The organism is Leptospira ryugenii, assembly GCF_003114855.1.
GTDB lineage: Bacteria > Spirochaetota > Leptospiria > Leptospirales > Leptospiraceae > Leptospira_A > Leptospira_A ryugenii.
In genome coordinates this window covers 459176-478809 of record NZ_BFBB01000003.1, presented here as the reverse complement: position 1 = coordinate 478809, position 19634 = coordinate 459176, and the positions used below count along the sequence as shown (strand labels likewise).

Below are 19634 nucleotides of genomic sequence, written 5' to 3'. Positions count from 1 at the left end.
TATTACGAATATTCTAATACCTGTTCGACGACTGTTTTTTCGCCATCGTATAGAATCTCCTTCAATTTAGTAGTCCATAGAGAATTGTCAATACTAGAAATTGATCCATTGAAATCACAGTTAGAAATTTGTTCGTGAGAAATATAGGAAGAAGGAAAAAACGTATCCAGCCAATTGGTTAATACTGGGTATTCTGCAAAATCTCCTCTTTCTGTGTATAGAATGGGAGTTTTCGCATACACACATTCGGAAATAATTCCGTAGCCAGGTTTTGTTAAGACAAAATCACATGCGCTTACCAGATCTGGGTAGTGTCCTTCTCTCGGGACAAAAATTCTATTATCCACTAGGCCAGGGACACCTGAAGCGACTAAAACAATCTCATCAGACAATTTTTCTAGATTGAGTGGGAATCCAGAAAGTCCATAGGCACCAAAGGACATGAGAATGTACGTTTTGTCCGATCGAAATCCAAAAGAATTCTTTGCCTCTTCTTTACTCACATTTGGTTTTCTTCCTACGAAGCCAATGTTTTTGGTCTCAAGAAAGGAAGGCATCGAACAAGTTAAAGGTAAAAACAATGCCTCCGTTGCAAAGGAATATTCGGTTGCATATAGATCGGCGATATAAGAGAAATAACTTGATTGGTTTGCATAATGTCTATAGATAAAATCCCAAGTGAAATTGCCAATGAAGATCGAAGGAATTTCCGCCTCTACAGCAATGACCATTGGTAAAGAGCTTACATCACTCATGATCAATTTTATACTATTCTCTCTGCAATATTTCGATTCAGATTGAATTAATTTGTGTTTGTCTTTCTCAAATGTTTGTAAGTTTGCTTCGGTTGCCTTTAGATCAATAGACAAGGAGTCTTTTTGTATCACTCCTAAATCCAAGTTCACTTTTCTTTTTTTTAATTTTGGATGTTCCCAATCAATGAATGAGATTCTATCGGAAACTAAATGAATTTCTTCTATTTGAGGACACTTTAAGAGTTCTAAGAGTATGACTGAGCTTCGACTGATATGTCCATATCCATGGCCTGAAGAATAGTAATAGATTTTCAAATGATTCCCTTTTTGTTTTGTCTTAAACTTTCATATAAGACAATGCCACATGACATTGCCAAATTTAAAGAATCTGCCTCTCCGAACATAGGTAGAAAAAGTGTATCATGGCTTGTTTTTTTTGCTTCTGCGGAAAGTCCATACTGTTCACTGCCAAACAGGAACGCACTTTTTTCACAAAGATTTGCGCTAGTGTAGAGCGTTCTTCCTTCGGGAGTAACTGCAAAAATTTGATAAGAAAATTTCTTTAGATTCTTCGTGAGTTCATCTAAAGGCGATAGAAAAATTGGTAAAGTGAACAAAGTACCGGTACTTGCTCTGACAACATTTGGATTGAATAAATCAATTTTTGGATCGGTCACAAGGACGAGCTTTACTCCTGCTCCTTCTGCCGTTCGGAGAATTGTCCCTAAATTTCCAGGCTTCTCTACACCTTCAATGATTAATATAGGATTGAAAGATAGATCCTTTATCAGATTCCAATCGTAAACAGGATTGGGTGTTTTTGCTACTGCAATCAATCCGTCTGGACGGTCTCGATACGATATCTTTTCAAAAATTTTTTTTGGCAATTGGTATACAGGACAATTTGCACTTTTTATCAACTGAGTTTCTTGATTTCCTAAAAAGCAATCAGGAGAGATGAAAAGACAGTCGATTTGAATACGAAAACAATTTGTATTTTTTTGATTCCCAAAAATAGCTTTTGATATTTCTCTAAATCCCTCGATAAAAAATTTACCCTCTTGGTCTCGAAATTTTTTATCCTTAAGAGAAGAAACCCATTTTACCTTTGGATTTGAAAAACTCGTGATTTCTTGAATGTTCATACTAACAGACTAACGGTGATAAAATGTACAAAATCCTGCTGGGTATTTTTTCCCAGATGCTTCCGGTATGTACAATTCATCTGTTTCATAATGTCCTGGGTGCTTAATTCTGCTGGATAACATTCTTTCTAAAGTAAGAGGGCTATAACCTTGGCTATGACAACTTAAAATCACAAAAGTAGGTGAGTTATCAGATAAATCCATGAGCGCATCTAATAACTCAGGTAAATCATCCTCTATTTTCCAGACTTCGCCTTTAGAGCCTCTTCCAAAACTTGGTGGATCTAGAATAAAACCTTGGTATTTTTTATTTCTTTTGATTTCTCTACGAATGAATTTTAAAACATCGTCCACAATCCACCGAACAGGTCGTCCATCTAATTTGGAAAGTGCAGCATTTTCTCGAGCCCAGTCTACCATTCCTTTAGATGCATCAACATGACAAACACTCATACCTGCATCTAAACATGCTAAAGTAGAACCACCAGAATACGCGAATAGATTGAGGACTTCTAAACCTTTTGTTTTTTCGCCAATGCTTCTGATTCTTTCCCAATTTTTCTTTTGTTCTGGAAACAAACCGATGTGACCAAAGGGAGTGAGTTTGACTTTAAATTGTAGATTGGAAAAGGAAATTTGAAAACTCTCAGGTATTTTCTTTTGAAATGTCCAATGCCCTGAGCCGGAATCATTTTTGTGGTAAGTTGCCCATGCATCCTTCCATTTATCCGGTGAATGTTTTTTGTAAGCAGAGGAAGGTGATGATCGAATAATCTTATAGTCACCGATAATTTCTAATTTATGAAATTCTCCAGAGTCTAGGAGTTGGTATTGGTCTTTCATTCGAGTGAGAGAAGTATGAATGTAATATCATCTTCCCATTCCTTTAGGCTTTTTTTTGTATACTGCTCTAGGTTATGCACTAAACCTTTCTTAAACTCAATTGCAGGGAGTTTTCGCATCTTTATCATAAAATCCATAACTCTTGTCTCTCCGAACATTTCTTCCAATGGATTGAAAGCCTCGGTAACGCCATCTGTTAAAATCAGTACACGATCACCACTCTCCATGGGATAGGAAATTTCTTCAAACTGAAGATGAGGGAAGGCACCAATTATTTTGCCTTTTGGGTGTACTTTGATGATTTCTCCTGAAGCTCTTTGTAAATAGAGGCTAGGGTGTCCGGCTCTACCAAATCTCCATACGGAAGTTTGGGTGTTTAAATATACATATGCCGCTGTTAAGTATTGAGGAGTGCAATTTCCATAAAGTACTGAATTCATACCCTCTAATACGCGTTTGGGTGAGAATAGGTTTTCTTTCTGAGTAGAATAAGCCACCTTACCCATAGCAGAAATTAAGGATGCGGGAATCCCATGTCCGGACACATCACAGAGCAATGTTCCCAATTCACTTTTGTTTGGGGAATAAAATTCGTAAAAATCTCCACCCACTTGTTTCATTGGCTGAATGAACAATTGGATGTTTAGATTATGAATTTGAGGGATAGTCTTCGGGAGAGATTGCATCAAAATATCACGCGAGATTTGTCTCTCTTTTTCATGCCTTTCCAATTGTTTTAAGGCACGATCTTTATCTAATCTCAGCAATTGAATTCGATCCGCCAAAGCGAATGAAAAGAGTGTAATGTCGGCGAGGGATGCTACAGGGAAAAGCATCTCTTCGATAAAAGTATTACTTCCAATAGGGAAAAGTTTAAGTATGCCGTAGACAAAACAGGCAAGCATTAAGATCAAAAAAGCTGCAGCAAAATAATAGAAATTGCGAATCCGTCTACGGAAGCCAATGATGATGATTGAAATGATAAAAATGGAAAAAACAAGAACTTCCCATGTTACAAATTGTGCGGAAAAATATACCTGACCCATTAATGCAAATATCATATTTAAAATACTTGCAACCCAAAATACCTTTGTCATTCGAAAAGCTATGGGCATTCTTTTCTTTAACTTCAAGAAATTGCTCGTAAAGAGTGCAAAGAGTCCGATGCTCCCACTAAAGAAAAATGGGATGCCAACTTTCATTAGATGTGGGTGTTCTGGCACAAAAAAATATTGAAAGAAACCTAAAAGGGATAATTGACCGAATGCAAAAAAGAAAACATAGCCAACATAATAAAAGTAATTAATATCACGTACGACAACAGCGATTGCTAGATTGTATAAAAAAATTAAAAAGATAAATCCAAAAAAAAGTCCATATAGCCACTGGCTTTGGTAATCATCTGCAAAGAGTTCCTGAAAGTTTTGAAATGAGACGCCAAATTGCAGTGAGATGTCTGATTTCATTTTAATAAAGATAGAGGCATTTTCTGGAAGATCACCTACGGATACGATAAAGGCTCTATGTTGACTATCCCGTTCAGACATAGGGATAGAACTGCCCGAGCGTTTTAGAATATACTCACCTCTAGTGTTTGGAATGAAAAAATCCACCTGATCAATGTTATGTGCCTGGATAACTAAAATATCTTTGTTTTTGGGCAATTCTGTTAACCGGAACCAGTGAGCTGATTTAGAAAAACCAAAGTTAAAAAAATTTTCTCTGTTCAGGGTATTTGAGGCAGCCTTAGTTTGGATGTCTTTTAGGGCAAATGTGTTTTGAGCATCTTCCCAATGTTCTACTTTGAAATTTTGGTTTGTTTCCGAATGGATAGGGGATTGGTAGAGGATAAGGAGAACAAATATGGTAGGAGAGAGATATCTCTCCCACCTTTGAAGTAGACTAATTTTAGCCTTTTTTCTTTGCAACGTCGTAAGGAGTTTCGACTGGTCCTGTGTAGATTTGTCGTGGTCTTCCGATCTTCAAGCCAGGGTCCTCGATCATTTCCTTCCATTGTGCAATCCAACCAGGCAAACGACCCATCGCAAACATCACGGTAAACATGTTTGTCGGGATACCAAGTGCACGGTATATAATTCCAGAGTAGAAGTCCACATTTGGATAGAGCTTTCTTTCTACAAAGTAAGGATCATTGAGAGCGGCATCTTCTAATTCTTTGGCGATATCTAGAAGCGGATCTTTGATTCCTAATTTATTGAGGACTTTGTCACAAGCTACTTTGATGATTTTGGCTCGTGGGTCGAAGTTTTTGTAAACGCGGTGTCCAAATCCATTCAAACGGAAGGAGCTATTTTTATCTTTAGCCTGTTCCACTATCTTTTTAACACTCAAACCCGACTTTTTGATTCCTTCCAACATTTCTAAAACTTCTTGGTTGGCTCCACCGTGTCTTGGTCCCCAAAGTGCTAGAATCCCAGCGGAGATTGCACCGTATAAGTTTGCAAGAGATGATCCCACCAAACGCACAGTCGATGTGGAACAGTTTTGTTCATGGTCAGCATGGAGGATCAACAATAAGTTGAGTGCCGCCACGACTTCAGGATCAATTTTGTACTCTTCCGCCGGAACTGCAAACATCATATTCAGGAAGTTACTTGCATAGTCTAGGTGGTTGAGAGGATGGATGATTGGTTGGCCAATTGACTTTTTGAAAGCATAGGCTGCGATCGTAGGGAATTTTGCAATTAAGCGTATGATAGAAATCTCCCTGTGCTCTTCGTTCAGTGGGTCATACGAGTCTTGGTAATAGGTAGAAAGACAGCCCATCATACAAGACATGATTGCCATTGGGTGTCCATCTTTTGGAAAACCATTGAACAATCGTTTTAGATCCTCATGGATCATGGTATGGTGCGTGATGGACTCATTCCATGTTTTTAGTTCTGTTTCATTTGGCAATTTGCCATAGATCAGGAGATAGGCGACTTCTGTAAATGTAGATTTGGCAGCAAGGTCCTCGATTGGGATACCTCGGTATCGAAGGATACCTTGTTCTCCGTCTAGAAAGGTAATTGAGCTAGTGCAAGCTCCTGTATTTAGATATCCGCTATCAAGCGTAACGTAACCAGATAATTGGCGCAGTTTTGTGATATCGATTGCTTTCTCTTTCTCGGAACCGATGACGATGGGAAGTTCATATTCTTTCCCTTCGATTTTTAGAATTGCCTTATCGGACATACCTACTCCTGTATCTTCTCTTCTTTAAGAGATAAGATGATAGGAGAAAATACGAGGAAAAGCCATTTTTTACAGTTTGTGGTATTTTTTCATTATATCATAGGCATAGTAATTGGATACTACGATGCGGCAGTAGTCCCGCGATTCCTTCACAGGTAAGTCCTCAAGAAAATGATTAAAATCGCCTCTGTAGACTGCTTTTTTCCACTTACGAAGGTTTCCTGGCCCCCCGTTGTACGCAATAGATGCCCATCGAAGTTGGTTCTCATTGGAGCGAAGCAGGTAGGCCAAAAATTTGGTTCCTAAACGGATGGAAATGTAAGGCGAATAGAGAGAGTATTCGGAAATTCCCATCTTTTGTGCCAACTCCCTCCCTGTTGCTGGCATGATCTGCATAAGACCACGAGCATTGGAGCGTGAGGTGGCCGTTTCTTTAAAGAAGGATTCCTGTCTCATGAGGGCATAGACCATATCTTCCGAAATCTGGTTCTCTTCGGAATACTTTTTCACGAGCTCTCGATGAGGTCTGGGAAAGATCCGTGAGGAGATCGCTGTAGGTAGAAGAATAGGGTCGTCTGGAATCAAATAGCGTTTCAAGAGGGATCGAGTGTAGAATGCCGAATAATATGTGTTTTTCGATTGATCACCGATTCCCACCAGTAGCTCTTCTTTGTCTTCTTCTGAGAGCTTTTCTTTTAAGGTGTAATGGTTGACCAATGACAATCCTAAGGCATCTTCGCCAACCCGAAAGTAATCAGCTGCCAAAGATAACATCCGACTGCTCTGCACCTTACCTTGCGCATTCGATAGCCGTGTTCCCAATTCGTAGGCGCCCTTGGGATAGGCAAAGGCAAGATTTCTTCCTAGGATTGAATTCGATTCTTCGGGTATCCCTGCAGTATAAGATAGATACTCAAATAGTGCATCGCGGTTATAGGTCGGGTTTTCTGGTTCTTTGGATTCTTTGATTTTTAAAATAAATTCTTCGCGTATGACCCTTGTATAGTAAGAGCCTGGGCAGAGGTAATAGTAGCGTTTTAATTCTTTTTTTAAGCGGTCTGTTTCTGATTTTGATTCTAAGGCTCTCAGATACCAATATACCAATCTACCTTTAACAGGAAGGTTAGGTATTTCCGCTATGGCCTTTTCAAATTTTGCAAGTGGTGCAAAATCCAAATCTGAACTTTTCCCTTTCACCAAAAATTCTATCAATCGGTCCTGATAGAATAAATTAAATGGGTATTTCGAAAGATAAAGGACCAAGTTTTCAAAATATAAATCGTTTTCATTCAGCCTATCATATGAGGCAGCTAAGATTCGATAGGTGCCCGGGTCTTTAGAGCCATAGGTCTTTACGAGTTCAATTGCCTTATTGAATTTATTTTGTTGGTAGAGAATATCTGCTAGGTTGGAAATCCAACTAGGATCCAACTCAACAAAAGCGCGATTTGATTTTAAAACTCTAAAAAGTTCTTCAGTGCGGTCGAGTTTTGTTAATTGTAGGCTTAAGTATTTGAATCCTTGGTAGTATTGGAGTCGTGAAGAAAATAGTTCGGGTCTTGAACGAAAAATTGCTTCTTTATCAGCTTGGTTGATTGCTGGAATGAAAAGACTAAGTTCGGAGACGGGTAGTTGGTGAATAAAATTATTCCCTTTCCATTTTCCAAGATCTGCTGCAATGTATTGGATTGTGTATTCTTGTGTGCTGTCTTTTTGGATGCATTTGATCCATTCGTCCAGAGCACCATCTTCATCTCCTAACATCAATTTTGCTTTTCCCAATCGGTATTGTGAGTCTGGAGTTACGATGTAGTATTTTACCGCTTCCTGGATATTTGCTGTTTTTTCTATGATATCCTTCCAGCGATTTTCAATGGCTAGTAGGCGGATCATTTCATCAAAAGCTTTCCGGCAGATAGGGTCTTCCTCAAAATTCAATCGAGAGAGATATTGGATTTTCTCATCGTTATTGAAATGATTTCGTAAGGAAATTTCATTGTACAACTTCCAATACGTAAGTTTGAAAAGTGTTGTTTGGATGGGCATACTTTGGGTGAGGATTTTTTTGGTCTCTTCTGGCCCAGTTTCACTGACAAAGACACCGCGAACGAGTGAGATCATATAACGAAAACGTGTTTCACTGTTTCCATTTGGTGCCTTATCATGAAATTCGATTAAACTAAAGACTTCACTCTCGCGCGTTGGTGAACTTCTTTTAAATTTTTCTTCTATTTTATCCCATTGGTGAGATTTAACCCAGTAGTAGATATCTTCTTCCGCGATTAATTCTGTGGATAGGAGGCAAAGGATCAGAAATCTACTTGCTACCCAAAAAAACCTCATGCATACTTCCTATCAGATCGAATTTTAAGGGAAAGGAATCTTCCCCATGAGCCAACCTAGCCAATTTACCTTATCCTGGCCTGAAACCAGATTGGTCTCCCCGAAACACTCTCCTAAAGTGAATGAACCATCCATTTCCAAACAGGACCAAAACCGTCCTCTGGCTGAACTTTGGAGTGAATATCTGGAGACGTTTTCTGGAAAACAGTCTCGTTTCGCTCAGTATCTACTCTACCTATCGACCGATTTTTCAGGTGGTCTTAAAGTTTGTTCCATTTTGGCAGGAAATTCCAAAGAAAATCCCTTTTCAGTCGTATGGACGCCACCGGCGCCCAAACTCAATTCCAGTCTCCGAGATGAGATTTGGAGGCGTTGCTTAGCCAAAGAAATGGAAGAGATCGACAGAGAGAATTGGGAAACCCTTGGCTTTGGTTTCCTTTTGACTGGCGAATTAAAATCCTTTAGTGATTGGGTTGAATTTACCGAGAGAGAGTTTGGTCTCAAGGATGACTGCATAGCCTTTCTCCAATTATTGGGCAAAAAGTCCGCGGACTTGCAAGGTTCCACCTCCGTATTGCAGGTATTAGTTGACTATATGCAAGGGAATTTCGAACAAGTAAGTTTTGAGAGCTTAAGCAGAATGGTTCTTGTGGATGGGCACTGGCAAATCTCTGGTATCCTGTTCCATGCGATCGAAAACGGTCACTGGACTGGAGAGCCTAGCATTCGATTCTTACAGTTTTTATCCGCATTTTTTCAGGATTGGAAAGAATGGGAACAAGCTCAATTTTTGAATGTAGTTTTGGGTAAGGCACCGGCATTTCCCCTCTTACGAAAAGCCAAACAAATCCTTAACCCTAATCAGTATTTGATTTTTAAGAACAAATTAGAAATCGTATATAGGGGAGATTGGGAAGAATCAGATCGAATCTTTGCTTATGATCTTCATTTGAGTTTTGATCCTTTTATCAATTGTATGATGAAGTACAAAGAGGGAGGGGAGAGCTTTTTGAACACTTTGTACTTTGAATCAAGAAAGAAACCATACTCTTTTTATTTAAATATGCAAATGGCACTTGTTTGTTTTATGAACGGAGAGTATGATTCCTTTCTGCACTATTATTCTCTGGCTGGCAGACTCAAACACCTCCCTACGCCACTCTATATCTACGCAAAAGTTCTAGAATCTCGCGGAAATGAAACAAATTCCAATGCAATCTTTAGTACTTTGGATCGATTGGGCAATACTCCAGTCTTTCCAAGAGAGTTGGGGGATATCTAATGCCACTGTCTCAGGACGATATACAAGAACTTACAAGGCTCCAAAAGATGCTCAAAAATCTAGAAAGGATTGAAAAAGGAGCCAAAAATGATCTACAAAAAGAAAGGGTTGCCTTTGATATAGAACGTTACCGTCGCCGGATCCAAGAAGTTTCACCTGAAGGTATCCCGGAAAACCTAGAGCAAACCATGCAAAATGTAAAGATGCGTGCGGCAGATCCAGATAACGTAAAACACAAGGTAATCTCTCAATACCCAGTGATGAAAATCACACCCAATTCAAACGATACCGAGATCAATCAAATAGGTACTCTTATCAATATTATGGATTTGGAATACATACCTATTTTAGGTGATGCACATATCAAATTTGATTATTCGCACGCAACAGAAAGGGACACGGTTTTGAAGTATATGGAGAACCTTCGTCGCAATATGAAAATTTTGATTGAGACCATCGAAGAATACTCGGCAGCCGACAAACAAGAATTTCGTGAACAGCTCTCTCGGATGAAAAATAAACAATCTCGGATCTTTATTGCAGAGTCTTTTGAAACCTTGAGCAAATTTCAGGAGTTTTTGAAATCTGTAAACCATGAGATCCGCGAAGGCAATAATGTGATCATGAACTTGGAGGAGCCGATCAAATTCAATACTAGATTTGAAAAGGCCACCATGTTAGAAGGGAAGTCCATTATGGAAGGACTTCGGGAATTCCAACAATTTGTGGACGAAGCCTGCGAATTGATCAAACTCCCTTCGTTTCGGACCTAAAAAAACCTTTTCAGGCTTGGGGACTCCTCCTACATTGGGAAAAACTCTCCAAAAGGGATTACTCAGCACATGGCTCTAGTCAAAAACCAAACAGAAGTAACCAACTCCACAATAGGGGAAAATTCATACTTCAACGGTAAATTCTTCATCAATGGATCTCTAAAGATTGATGGCAAATTTGAAGGAAAGTCTTTGCAAGCAGAGCACCTTTACATAGGCGTAACAGGGAAAGTGAAAACAAATATCACAGCATCCAGCGTCATCGTAGAAGGCATTGTCGCAGGAAACATCACCGCTCGGAACCGAGTCATGTTACTCCCAACTTCCAAGATTTTAGGAGATATAAAGACACCAGAATTGATCATCCAAAACGGTGTGATCTTAGAAGGTCGCTGTATGATCTCTAATGATTTAAAACACAGCGCAAAAGATTTGATCGAGTTGGAGTATTCCAAAGACTCCCTCAGCGTAGAAAAAATCTTTGGAAAGCAACCCAACGCTAAAGAGTAATTGAAGACCATATTGATTTCGGAGGGGGACCCCACTGGGATCAACTACGAGTTGCTCTCAAGGGCACTCGTTCCTCTCCAAAAAGCTGCCAAAAGCCACCGTATCCTCTTGGTGCGTGGCGATCATAACCAAAGGCTCAAATCCTTTCAGACCGTATCCGAAATTCCGCAGAGCCCGGGTCTTTATGCCTATACCTATCCATCGGTTTCTGCCAGTGAAGACAAACAGGTTCGGCTGGGCAAGCCGAGCGAGGTTTCCGGAAGGATCTCTTATAGCTCCCTCATCCTCTCTGTGGAATTGCAGAAAAAAATCCCCAATTCACACCTCATCACTCTTCCTTTGAGTAAGGAATGGGTGATACGATCTGGGGTGAAGGATTTTCGAGGCCATACCGAAGCCCTTGCCTTAGCCTACCAAAGGCCAACCTTTATGATGATGACTGGGAAACGATTGTTTGTCATTCCTCTGACCACCCATATCCCTTTGAAGGATGTGGTGGAAGAACTGAAAAAAGTAAATACCAAAGAATTGATTCTTGCTATCTCCAAAAGCCATCTTTTGAAAAAGCCCAAAATTGGCATCTTAGGATTGAACCCTCATGCAGGAGAATCAGGTAAAATCGGCAATGAGGAAGAAGAAATCCTTAGACCCATGATGCATTCCTTTGCGTCGGCAGGTTTTTCTATCGAAGGCCCCTTGTCGGCTGATTCTGCTTTTTTACCGACAGCAAAGAAGTATGATCTCTACTTAGCAAATTACCACGACCAAGGTCTTATCCCATTTAAAATGATTGAAGGAAAGGCTGGGGTCAATGTAACTTTAGGATTGGATTTCATACGGGTATCTCCAGACCATGGAACAGCTTTTGACATCGCTGGCAAAAAGAAGGCAGATCCCACAAGCCTCCTTACTTGTTTGAGATTATTGGTATCGCTGAAATGAATTTATTAGACATTCTCGCCTTTCCAACATTATTTATTTGGTTTGTTGGATTGCTATTAACATTCTTTAGGCGAGACTTAGAGCCACATTGGAAATTTTTTTTCTTTTTGGTGTTTTGTTTTTATTTGGTTCAATTCTTTCCTGAATTTCGCTCAGGGATAGACCGGTGGAAGGCAAACCCTAAAGAAGAAGTATTGACTTGGCTATTCGCCATGGGCAATGCTACATATGTTTTTTTATTTTTTCTCTGGCCACTAGTTTTGGTTCGTATTTATTATTCAGCATCCAACCAACTCAGCCAGACATTGATCCCCATTCTTGCCTATGGAACTGTCGTTTACTGGGTTTTGTTCTTTCTTTGGTCGTACTATTCCAAAGAATGGAACCAATTATTAGAAACTATCATTAAAAAATAAAAGGAAAAACTATGGCTGTCCCCTTCATAGACATCAAAAGATTTGAATCAGGCTTTTTAGATAATTGGAATGCGAAAGTGAAATCACTATCAGAGAATGCCCAATTCATTGGAGGTTCTGAAGTTAATGACTTAGAGACAGAACTGTCGAAATGGACGGAACAAAAGTATACGATTGCTTGTGCCAATGGAACCGATGCACTCCAACTCGCCTTACGAGCAGTTGGTGTCGGTCGGGGAGATAAAGTCTTGGTCCCTGATTCTACTTTTTGGGCAACCTTCGAATCAGTTGTAAACGTAGGCGCAGATCCCTATACAGTCGATACCAATCCTTCGGACCTACAAATGGACTTCCAAGTATTTGCAGAAGCCATAGATAAAGTGAAACCAAAAGCGGCCATCATTGTTCACCTTTACGGATGGGGGACTGGGCAAATCGAATCCTTCCGGAAGTTGTGCAAAGATAAAAATGTTCCTTTGGTAGAGGATGGTGCACAGTGTTTCGGTGTCCAATGGAAAGGCCACTCTCTCTATAAAGATGCATTGATTGCTACCACCAGCTTTTATCCCGCAAAAGTATTGGGTGCGGCAGGGGATGGTGGTGCCGTATTCACAAATGACGAGGAACTTGCCTCTATCACAAGAAAGTTGGCCAACCACGGTCGTACTTCCCATTATGAACATGGCTATGTAGGTTGGAATTCTAGGATGGACTCTTTACAGGCTGCGTTTGTAAGGCTTTCTCTACAGCATTTAAAGTCGAGAATAGAGTCGCGGAAAAAATCCGCCCAGTTTTATTACAAAGAATTGCCCAAACTAAACATCCAAGTCATCCACCCACCGGAAGGTTATGATGAAAACGGCTATTGCAATGTAACCATTGTGGATCCAGATAGAAGGCCAAAGATTGAAGCAGTGTTGAAAGAAAAGGGTATCGGTTTTGGAAACATCTACCCAGGTGCCATGTCCGACCAACCAGGTGCAAAACCTCACCTCATCGAACGATTTGGAAAAGACCAAAATGCTAGACGGATCGCTTCTTCTGTGTTAAACTTTCCCTTGTTCGCTTATATGAAGGATTCTGAGTTGGAGGAAGTCCTAGACGTTATTCGCAATGGAAAAGTTTAGAGTTGGAGTATTCCTATTTTTACTTCTTGTCATCGCTGTTCTTACCTTCAGCCTAACGAAAAGTTGGCGGTTGTATGACTCTGGTTATGAAGTCAATGTAGAACAACCTGTAGACACAGAAAAAGAAAAAGAATCTATCCTGGAGCCAGAAGAAAGTTCGATTGATTTGGAGGATGGCAACGCCAAAGTATATTGGAAACAATTTCTGGTCTACCCTGTCGGGCTAGTTAAAGAGAACGGTGGCATAGGTCCCGATGGCATTCTTTCTCATGCGCGGAATTTATTTTCGGTAAACTTGAAAACTGGTTCTGTTAAAAAGTTTTTTAAACGAGACATCTATGTTTGGGATTTTTTCCCTGGAGAGTTTACGAAAAAGACTACGCAAAATGCCATTGATGAACCCAAAGAAGACGTACTTTCCATAGAAAGAAGATTGATCGTAATAGCTGCCACAAAAGATTCGAATAAAGATTCTGTTTTGAATCACAAAGATTATAAAACCGTATTTCTATTTGATCCTGACAAAGAACTTGTAACGGATGTATTACCGGAAGGCTACCATTTCCGAAAATTGATTTTTAATACCCAGAAAAATCAATTGGTACTTATCGTCCAAAGAAACCCGAGCCTTGAAACGGAGATAAAGGGGAGTTCCAAAGAGAAGACAAAGAAGCCAAGCACGGAGATCTATAGCTACGATATCCTTCTCGAAAAAGGCATCTTTTCAGCACCAATTGAGACAGCCTTTTAATCTAGTTAAGCTTTCGGTATCGACCAAAACTCGTTTAGCAAAAAAAAAGGGATGATTGCTCATCCCTTTTTCATTCCACCTTGGCTTTCCTTTAAGCTAAAGCATCCTTTACAAGCTCTTCCTGTTCTTTTAAATGTGTGACCACATGTCCGCAAGCAGGGCTTGGGAACTCAGGACGTCCTGCATAGTGAAGTCGTTTGTTTTCTGGGATAAGGCCTTCGATTCGGTCTCGGATAAAGAACCATGCGCCTTGGTTTTTTGGCTCTTCTTGTACCCAAACAAACTTTTTTGTTTTGTTGTATGTTGTGATCAACTGTTTAAGTTGTTTATCTGGGAACGGATAGAGTTGCTCTAATCTAATCACTGCTATGTTTTCAATTTTGCCCGCATCTATTGCCTTTCGCAGATCATAGTATACTTTACCGGAGCAGAACAAAAGTTGTTCCACTTTTTCTGGCTTTGCGATTGGATCTGGGAGGACTTTCTTAAAAGCGCCTGTTGTGATTTCTTCCAAAGTGGAACCAGCTTCCTTCAATCTAAGCAATGACTTCGGAGTCATGATGACAAGTGGCTTTCTGAAGCTTTGTAAGATTTGGCGTCTCAATATATGAAAGTACTGGGCTGGAGTGGTAAGGTTTGCCACTTGGATGTTGTCTAGAGCACAAAGCTGCAGAAAACGCTCCAAACGTGCCGAGGAATGCTCAGGTCCCTGACCCTCATACCCATGTGGAAGTAAGCAGACAAGTCCACTCATCCTTTGCCATTTGATTTCAGAGGAGGAAATGAATTGGTCAAAGATCACTTGTGCATTGTTTGCAAAATCACCGAACTGCGCTTCCCACATAACCAAGGAGTTTGGATCGGCCAATGAAAAACCGTATTCAAATCCTAAACAAGAATACTCGGAGAGAGATGAGTTTACTATTTCTATCTTGGCTTGTTTGTCGCTGATATGGTTGAGTAGGGTTACTTTTCTGCCGGTTTTGATGTCTGCTAATGTAGCATGGCGATGGGAAAATGTTCCCCTTTGCGCATCCTGTCCTGCTAGTCGGATCGGGAATCCATTTTCCAAAATGGAACCGAAGGAAAGTGCTTCCGCAAATCCCCAATCAATGGGCATCTCCCCATTTCCCATTTTGATGCGGTCTTCTAGAACCTTTGCATGTTTTGGGTTGGGAGTAAATCCCTCTGGGAATTTGGTGATAGCTTTTACTATCCCACCTAATTGTTGTTGGAGTAGTTCTGTATGAACATCAGAATCGAGAGGTTCTTTTGAGTAGCGTGACCATACTCCACCCAAAGTATCTACAGTAATTCTAGTGTCTTTTTCTTTCGCTTGTTGGAAACTACGTTCAAGACCTTCATTTATACCTTGTTTGATGAATTCAATTTCCTCTTTTGTGATATCACCTCGGTTTAAAAGAGCATTTTCATAAATGCTAATGGTTTTTGGGTGTTTTTTTATGATGTCATACATTTGAGGTTGGGTAAATGTCGGCTCGTCCATCTCATTATGCCCAAGTCTTCTGTAACAGATCAAATCTATGATCACATCTTTTTTGAATTTTTGGCGGTATTCTAATGCGAGTTTTGTGACTCGATATGCCGCCTCTGGATCATCTCCATTCACATGGAAAATTGGGATTTGGTATCCTTTTGCGAGGTCTGTCGCATATAAAGTGGAACGAGATTCATTGGGAAGGGTAGTGAATCCGATTTGGTTATTGATTACGATGTGAAAGGTTCCACCAACAGCATAGCCATCGAGACTCATCATGTTCAGAGTTTCCGCAACAACACCTTGCCCTGCGAAGGCTGCATCTCCATGGATCGCAACTGGCATAAACTTGGAGCGATCCAAATCCTTTGCCATTTCTTGGCGAGCACGTACGGAACCGGCAATGACAGGATCCACAGCTTCCAAGTGAGAAGGGTTAAAGGCAAGGGAGAGTTTTACTTCTTTGCCAGAATGGGTCATTACGTGGTTGGAATAACCTAGGTGGTACTTTACGTCTGCATAACCCAACTGCCCAGGGTTTAACTTTTCTTCGAACTCAGCAAAGATAAGGCCTGCAGGTTTTCGGATAATGTTTACAAGGACGTTCAATCTTCCTCTGTGTGCCATACCAATGACAAGAGCATCCATTTTGTGCATCCCAGCTTCTTCTACTAAAGTATCGAGCATGGGAATCATGGTTTCTCCACCTTCGAGTGAGAAACGCTTCTTACCAACGAACTTCTTTGCTAAGAAATTTTCAAAAGTATCCGCTTGGTAAAGTTTCTCGAACAAACGTAAAGCGGTCTTTTTAGCAATGGGTTCATTGTTGGCAAGAGGTTCCATTCGGTTTTGGAGCCATTCACGTTCCTCATCGTTAACAAGGTAGTAATGTTCTGAACCAATAGAACCACAATAGGTTTTCTCAAACCAATTGATGACATCTTTTAGCTTTGCCTTTCCTAGGTTAGCAACTCCAGAATCCACTTCTGTATCTAGGTCACTGCTCTTGAGTGCTTTGACTTTGAGGTCAATGAACTCTCGATTTGGCTGGTTGATGCCAAGTGGGTCCAGGTTCGCCGCTAGGTGGCCTTGCCTTCTATACGCATTGAGTAGGTTGATGATACCAAAATCACTAAGTGATGAATCTTTTCGATGTTCTGAAGAGGAGTAATTTACATAGCCATTGCCATTATAACCGTTGCTATGTCCATTTGTGCCTACATTGCTTCTTTCTAACTCCTGAAAGAATAAAACCCAATCACTCGATACTAAATTTGGATCTGATTTGTATTGGGAATATATCTCTTCTAGGACGGTAACATTGTCACCATATAAACTCATCATCTGTTCAACGTTCATTTTGTATCTCTACTCCGTATCTTGTTCAAATTACATTAAGAATGGATGGACCATTTTGCGTCTGCATCCATTGCGGCTTCTCGTATCGCTTCAGATAAAGTTGGGTGCGCATGCGTAGAACGGGCTATGTCCTCTGCGCTTGCCCCAAACTCAAATGCGATTGCCACTTCGGCAATCAAATCAGAAGCTCTAGGACCAACAATATGCACTCCTAGGAGTTTATCTGTTTTTTTATCAGCTAGGACCTTTACTTGGCCATCTGCTTCGTTCATTGCTTTTGCTCGAGCATTTGGTTTAAACATATACTTCCCAACTTTGTATTCGATGCCTTGGTTTTTGAGCTCTTCTTCTCCGTAACCAACCCAAGCAACTTCAGGCCAAGTATACACTACCCAAGGTATGGCACGGTAGTTGACATGACCTGCCTTTCCAGCTAAGAGTTCTGCAAGTGCGATGCCTTCATCCTCTGCTTTATGTGCAAGCATAGGGCCATCAATCACATCACCGATTGCATAGATATTGGGAATATTGGTCTGGAAGTGGTTGGGTTTGACTTTGATGCGACCACGGTCGGTGAATTCGATCCCGATCTCTTTGGCTCCCAAGCCATCAGTATTAGGCCTTCTGCCTATGGACACTAGGACTTTATCCCCTTCTAAGGTGGATTTTTTTCCTGATTTATCCTCGATTTCGACCTCTACCTTTTTGCCTTTTGCTTTGGTTCCAAGCACCTTTGTTTCAAAGAGAAAATTGAGTCCTTGTTTTTCCAAAATCCTTTGGGCAAGGCCAGCTGTTGCCTGGTCAGAAGTTCCAAATAGGCGTGGCATCAATTCCACAATGCTTACTTTGGCACCCAAACGAGACCAAACGGAACCGAGTTCTAGTCCGATCACTCCTGCTCCTACGATGATAAGGTGCTCTGGAACTTCTTCCAATGCAATCGCATGGTCAGATGTAATGAGAGTCTTTCCATCGATAGGAAAAGTAGGGATCTCTATGGGTGTAGAACCTGTGGCTATGATGATGTCTTTTCCAGCAATGGTTTCTACTTTGCCGTCCTCTCCTTTGATCTGAACTTCTGTTTTGGAAACAAATGAACCAAGACCCAGGTAACGGGTGATTTTATTTTTTTTCATCAGATAATCGACGCCAGAGGTAACTTCAGAAACAACTTTGTCCTTTCTTTCCATCATCTTTTTGATGTCGATTTTTACGTTGCTGATAGAAATACCATGGTCGCCTAATTTATGTTTTGCTTTGTGGTATTCTTCTGAGGAGTCAAGTAAGGCTTTGGAAGGGATACATCCAACATTCAAACAAGTCCCACCCAGAGTTTTTCTTTTTTCGATAATGGCAACTTTTTTGCCTAATTGGGCTGCCCGAACTGCCGCCACATACCCACCAGGACCAGCTCCAATGACAATGATATCGTATTGCTCCATGTTATACCTCAAACAGTAGACGAGTTGGATCTTCTACTGATTCTTTGATTTTCACAAGGAATTGAACTGCTTCTTTGCCATCTACGATTCTATGGTCATAAGAAAGTGCCAAATACATCATAGGACGAATGACAATCTGGTCGTTCACTACGACTGCCCGTTTTACAATGTTGTGCATACCTAAGATAGCTGATTGTGGTGGATTGAGGATAGGTGTGGACATCATGGAACCATAGATACCGCCATTTGTGATGGAAAAGGTTCCGCCTTCCATATCTTCTAAGGCAACCTTGCCATCTTTTACCTTACCTGCCAAACGGGCAATTTCTGCTTCGATTTGAGCGAAACTTAAAAGATCTGCATCTCGTACAACAGGAACGACCAAACCTTTTGGCCCACCCACGGCGACTCCGATGTCATAGAAATTTTTGTATACGATATCTGTGCCTCTGATCTCGGCATTGATTGCAGGGAACGATTTGAGTGCAGCTACAGCTGCTTTGGTAAACAAAGACATAAAGCCGAGGCCAATCCCATGTGTTTCTTTGAACTTATCTTTATACTTGCTTCGTAAGTCCATGATAGCACTCATATCCACCTCATTGAAAGTAGTGAGGATGGCGGCTGTGGCCTGTCCTTGCACAAGGCGATTAGCGATTGTTTGTCGTAGCTTGGTCATCGGCACTACGTTTTCACGAGGGCCTTGAGCGCGGCTACCTTGTGGGATCTGTTTTGCAATTTCAGGACTAGGGCTAACGGCCGCTACTTGTGGAGTGGAGCCTTTCCCGGCACTTGCAATATGTGCTAGGACATCTTCTTTTGTAATCTGACCATTGCGACCTGTGCTTTTGATTTGAGCTGGGTTGAGATGGTTTTCTTCGATTAACTTCCTTGCAGCAGGAGGCAACTCCTCATTTACCTTCTCACTTGCGCTAGGTGCCACAGTTTCTGGGCTAGAGGCTTTCGTGGGGCTTGGGGCAGCGACCGCACCAGCGCCTTCCTCAACTGCTCCAATGATGTCTCTTACTTTGACAACATCGCCAACTTTTTTGCTAATTGATTTTAATACTCCAGAAACGGGGGAGGGGATTTCCAAAGAAACCTTGTCTGTTTCTAAAATAGCAAGCACTTCATCTGCGTTAACTGCTTCGCCTTCTTTTTTGGTCCAGGCACTGATTGTTGCCTCGGTTACGGATTCGCCCATCTCAGGGACTTTGATTTCTATTGCCATGTAGCTTTCCTAAATTCTG

The 19634-nt window shown here is 40.9% G+C and carries 16 protein-coding genes; 7 read left to right on the top strand and 9 right to left on the bottom strand.

What is annotated here, in order from left to right; all coding sequences use genetic code 11:
• Positions 1-2 precede the first annotated feature (2 nt).
• From DI060_RS06645 to DI060_RS06620, 6 genes are all read right to left on the bottom strand, one after another.
• Positions 3-1070, bottom strand: a complete 1068-nt coding sequence (locus tag DI060_RS06645) for a glycosyltransferase family protein (RefSeq protein WP_108974985.1) — start codon at positions 1068-1070, stop codon at positions 3-5.
• On the bottom strand, positions 1067-1900 hold the full coding sequence (locus DI060_RS06640) for a TrmH family RNA methyltransferase (protein ID WP_108974983.1): 834 nt from the start codon (positions 1898-1900) through the stop codon (positions 1067-1069). The genes DI060_RS06645 and DI060_RS06640 overlap by 4 nt, the downstream gene beginning before the upstream one ends.
• Positions 1901-1909: 9 nt before the next feature.
• Entirely contained in the window at positions 1910-2743 is an 834-nt protein-coding gene (locus DI060_RS06635) for a class I SAM-dependent methyltransferase (protein WP_108974981.1), read from the bottom strand.
• Positions 2740-4671: a SpoIIE family protein phosphatase gene (locus DI060_RS06630; protein ID WP_244594300.1), complete on the bottom strand. Its 1932-nt coding sequence runs from the start codon at positions 4669-4671 to the stop codon at positions 2740-2742. The genes DI060_RS06635 and DI060_RS06630 overlap by 4 nt, the downstream gene beginning before the upstream one ends.
• Positions 4652-5941: a citrate synthase gene (locus tag DI060_RS06625; protein ID WP_108974979.1), complete on the bottom strand. Its 1290-nt coding sequence runs from the start codon at positions 5939-5941 to the stop codon at positions 4652-4654. Before DI060_RS06625 ends, DI060_RS06630 begins: the two co-directional genes overlap by 20 nt.
• A 69-nt stretch (positions 5942-6010) precedes the next feature.
• Positions 6011-8284: a lytic transglycosylase domain-containing protein gene (locus DI060_RS06620; RefSeq protein ID WP_108974977.1), complete on the bottom strand. Its 2274-nt coding sequence runs from the start codon at positions 8282-8284 to the stop codon at positions 6011-6013.
• Positions 8285-8330: 46 nt separating this feature from the next.
• Between DI060_RS06620 and DI060_RS06615 the strand changes: the two genes are divergently transcribed.
• The 7 genes from DI060_RS06615 (at position 8331) to DI060_RS06585 (ending at position 14085) form a co-directional block, all read left to right on the top strand.
• Positions 8331-9566, top strand: a complete 1236-nt coding sequence (locus DI060_RS06615) for an LBF_1011 family protein (RefSeq protein ID WP_108974975.1) — start codon at positions 8331-8333, stop codon at positions 9564-9566.
• Positions 9566-10339 carry a hypothetical protein gene (locus DI060_RS06610; RefSeq protein WP_108974973.1) on the top strand — a complete coding sequence of 258 codons (774 nt, stop codon included), beginning with the start codon at positions 9566-9568 and terminating at the stop codon, positions 10337-10339. The genes DI060_RS06615 and DI060_RS06610 overlap by 1 nt, the downstream gene beginning before the upstream one ends.
• Positions 10340-10408: 69 nt before the next feature.
• On the top strand, positions 10409-10849 hold the full coding sequence (locus DI060_RS06605; RefSeq protein WP_108974971.1) for a bactofilin family protein: 441 nt from the start codon (positions 10409-10411) through the stop codon (positions 10847-10849).
• The gene (locus DI060_RS06600) at positions 10850-11791 is read left to right on the top strand and encodes a PdxA family dehydrogenase (protein ID WP_108974969.1); all 942 of its coding nucleotides are present in this window, start codon (positions 10850-10852) and stop codon (positions 11789-11791) included.
• Positions 11788-12207, top strand: coding sequence for a hypothetical protein (locus tag DI060_RS06595; protein WP_108974967.1), 420 nt, complete (start codon positions 11788-11790; stop codon positions 12205-12207). Before DI060_RS06600 ends, DI060_RS06595 begins: the two co-directional genes overlap by 4 nt.
• Positions 12208-12218: 11 nt before the next feature.
• A complete protein-coding gene (locus tag DI060_RS06590) occupies positions 12219-13334 on the top strand; it encodes a DegT/DnrJ/EryC1/StrS aminotransferase family protein (protein ID WP_108974965.1) in 1116 nt (371 codons plus the stop codon).
• Complete coding sequence (locus DI060_RS06585) at positions 13321-14085, top strand: hypothetical protein (RefSeq protein ID WP_108974963.1); 765 nt, start codon at positions 13321-13323, stop codon at positions 14083-14085. Before DI060_RS06590 ends, DI060_RS06585 begins: the two co-directional genes overlap by 14 nt.
• Positions 14086-14176: 91 nt before the next feature.
• Here DI060_RS06585 and DI060_RS06580 read toward each other — a convergent pair whose 3' ends face one another.
• From DI060_RS06580 to odhB, 3 genes are read right to left on the bottom strand one after another with little or no spacing between them, the layout of a single operon-like run.
• Positions 14177-16942 carry a 2-oxoglutarate dehydrogenase E1 component gene (locus DI060_RS06580; protein ID WP_108974961.1) on the bottom strand — a complete coding sequence of 922 codons (2766 nt, stop codon included), beginning with the start codon at positions 16940-16942 and terminating at the stop codon, positions 14177-14179.
• Positions 16943-16977: 35 nt separating this feature from the next.
• On the bottom strand, positions 16978-18384 hold the full coding sequence (gene lpdA, locus DI060_RS06575) for a dihydrolipoyl dehydrogenase (protein ID WP_108974959.1): 1407 nt from the start codon (positions 18382-18384) through the stop codon (positions 16978-16980).
• Between the two features lies 1 nt (position 18385).
• Positions 18386-19615 (bottom strand): 2-oxoglutarate dehydrogenase complex dihydrolipoyllysine-residue succinyltransferase, encoded by a 1230-nt coding sequence (odhB, locus tag DI060_RS06570; protein WP_108974957.1) that lies wholly within the window; start codon positions 19613-19615, stop codon positions 18386-18388.
• Positions 19616-19634: the final 19 nt, after the last annotated feature.

Excerpts from the sequence above, each read along its gene's own strand:
- DI060_RS06640 (WP_108974983.1), bottom strand. The coding sequence starts at position 1,900 with ATGAACATTCAAGAAATCACGAGTTTTTCAAATCCAAAGGTAAAATGG.
- DI060_RS06635 (WP_108974981.1), bottom strand. The coding sequence starts at position 2,743 with ATGAAAGACCAATACCAACTCCTAGACTCTGGAGAATTTCATAAATTA.
- DI060_RS06625 (WP_108974979.1), bottom strand. The coding sequence starts at position 5,941 with ATGTCCGATAAGGCAATTCTAAAAATCGAAGGGAAAGAATATGAACTT.
- DI060_RS06620 (WP_108974977.1), bottom strand. The coding sequence starts at position 8,284 with ATGAGGTTTTTTTGGGTAGCAAGTAGATTTCTGATCCTTTGCCTCCTA.
- DI060_RS06615 (WP_108974975.1), top strand. The coding sequence starts at position 8,331 with ATGAGCCAACCTAGCCAATTTACCTTATCCTGGCCTGAAACCAGATTG.
- DI060_RS06610 (WP_108974973.1), top strand. The coding sequence starts at position 9,566 with ATGCCACTGTCTCAGGACGATATACAAGAACTTACAAGGCTCCAAAAG.
- DI060_RS06605 (WP_108974971.1), top strand. The coding sequence starts at position 10,409 with ATGGCTCTAGTCAAAAACCAAACAGAAGTAACCAACTCCACAATAGGG.
- DI060_RS06595 (WP_108974967.1), top strand. The coding sequence starts at position 11,788 with ATGAATTTATTAGACATTCTCGCCTTTCCAACATTATTTATTTGGTTT.
- DI060_RS06590 (WP_108974965.1), top strand. The coding sequence starts at position 12,219 with ATGGCTGTCCCCTTCATAGACATCAAAAGATTTGAATCAGGCTTTTTA.
- DI060_RS06585 (WP_108974963.1), top strand. The coding sequence starts at position 13,321 with ATGGAAAAGTTTAGAGTTGGAGTATTCCTATTTTTACTTCTTGTCATC.
- DI060_RS06580 (WP_108974961.1), bottom strand. The coding sequence starts at position 16,942 with ATGAACGTTGAACAGATGATGAGTTTATATGGTGACAATGTTACCGTC.
- lpdA (WP_108974959.1), bottom strand. The coding sequence starts at position 18,384 with ATGGAGCAATACGATATCATTGTCATTGGAGCTGGTCCTGGTGGGTAT.
- odhB (WP_108974957.1), bottom strand. The coding sequence starts at position 19,615 with ATGGCAATAGAAATCAAAGTCCCTGAGATGGGCGAATCCGTAACCGAG.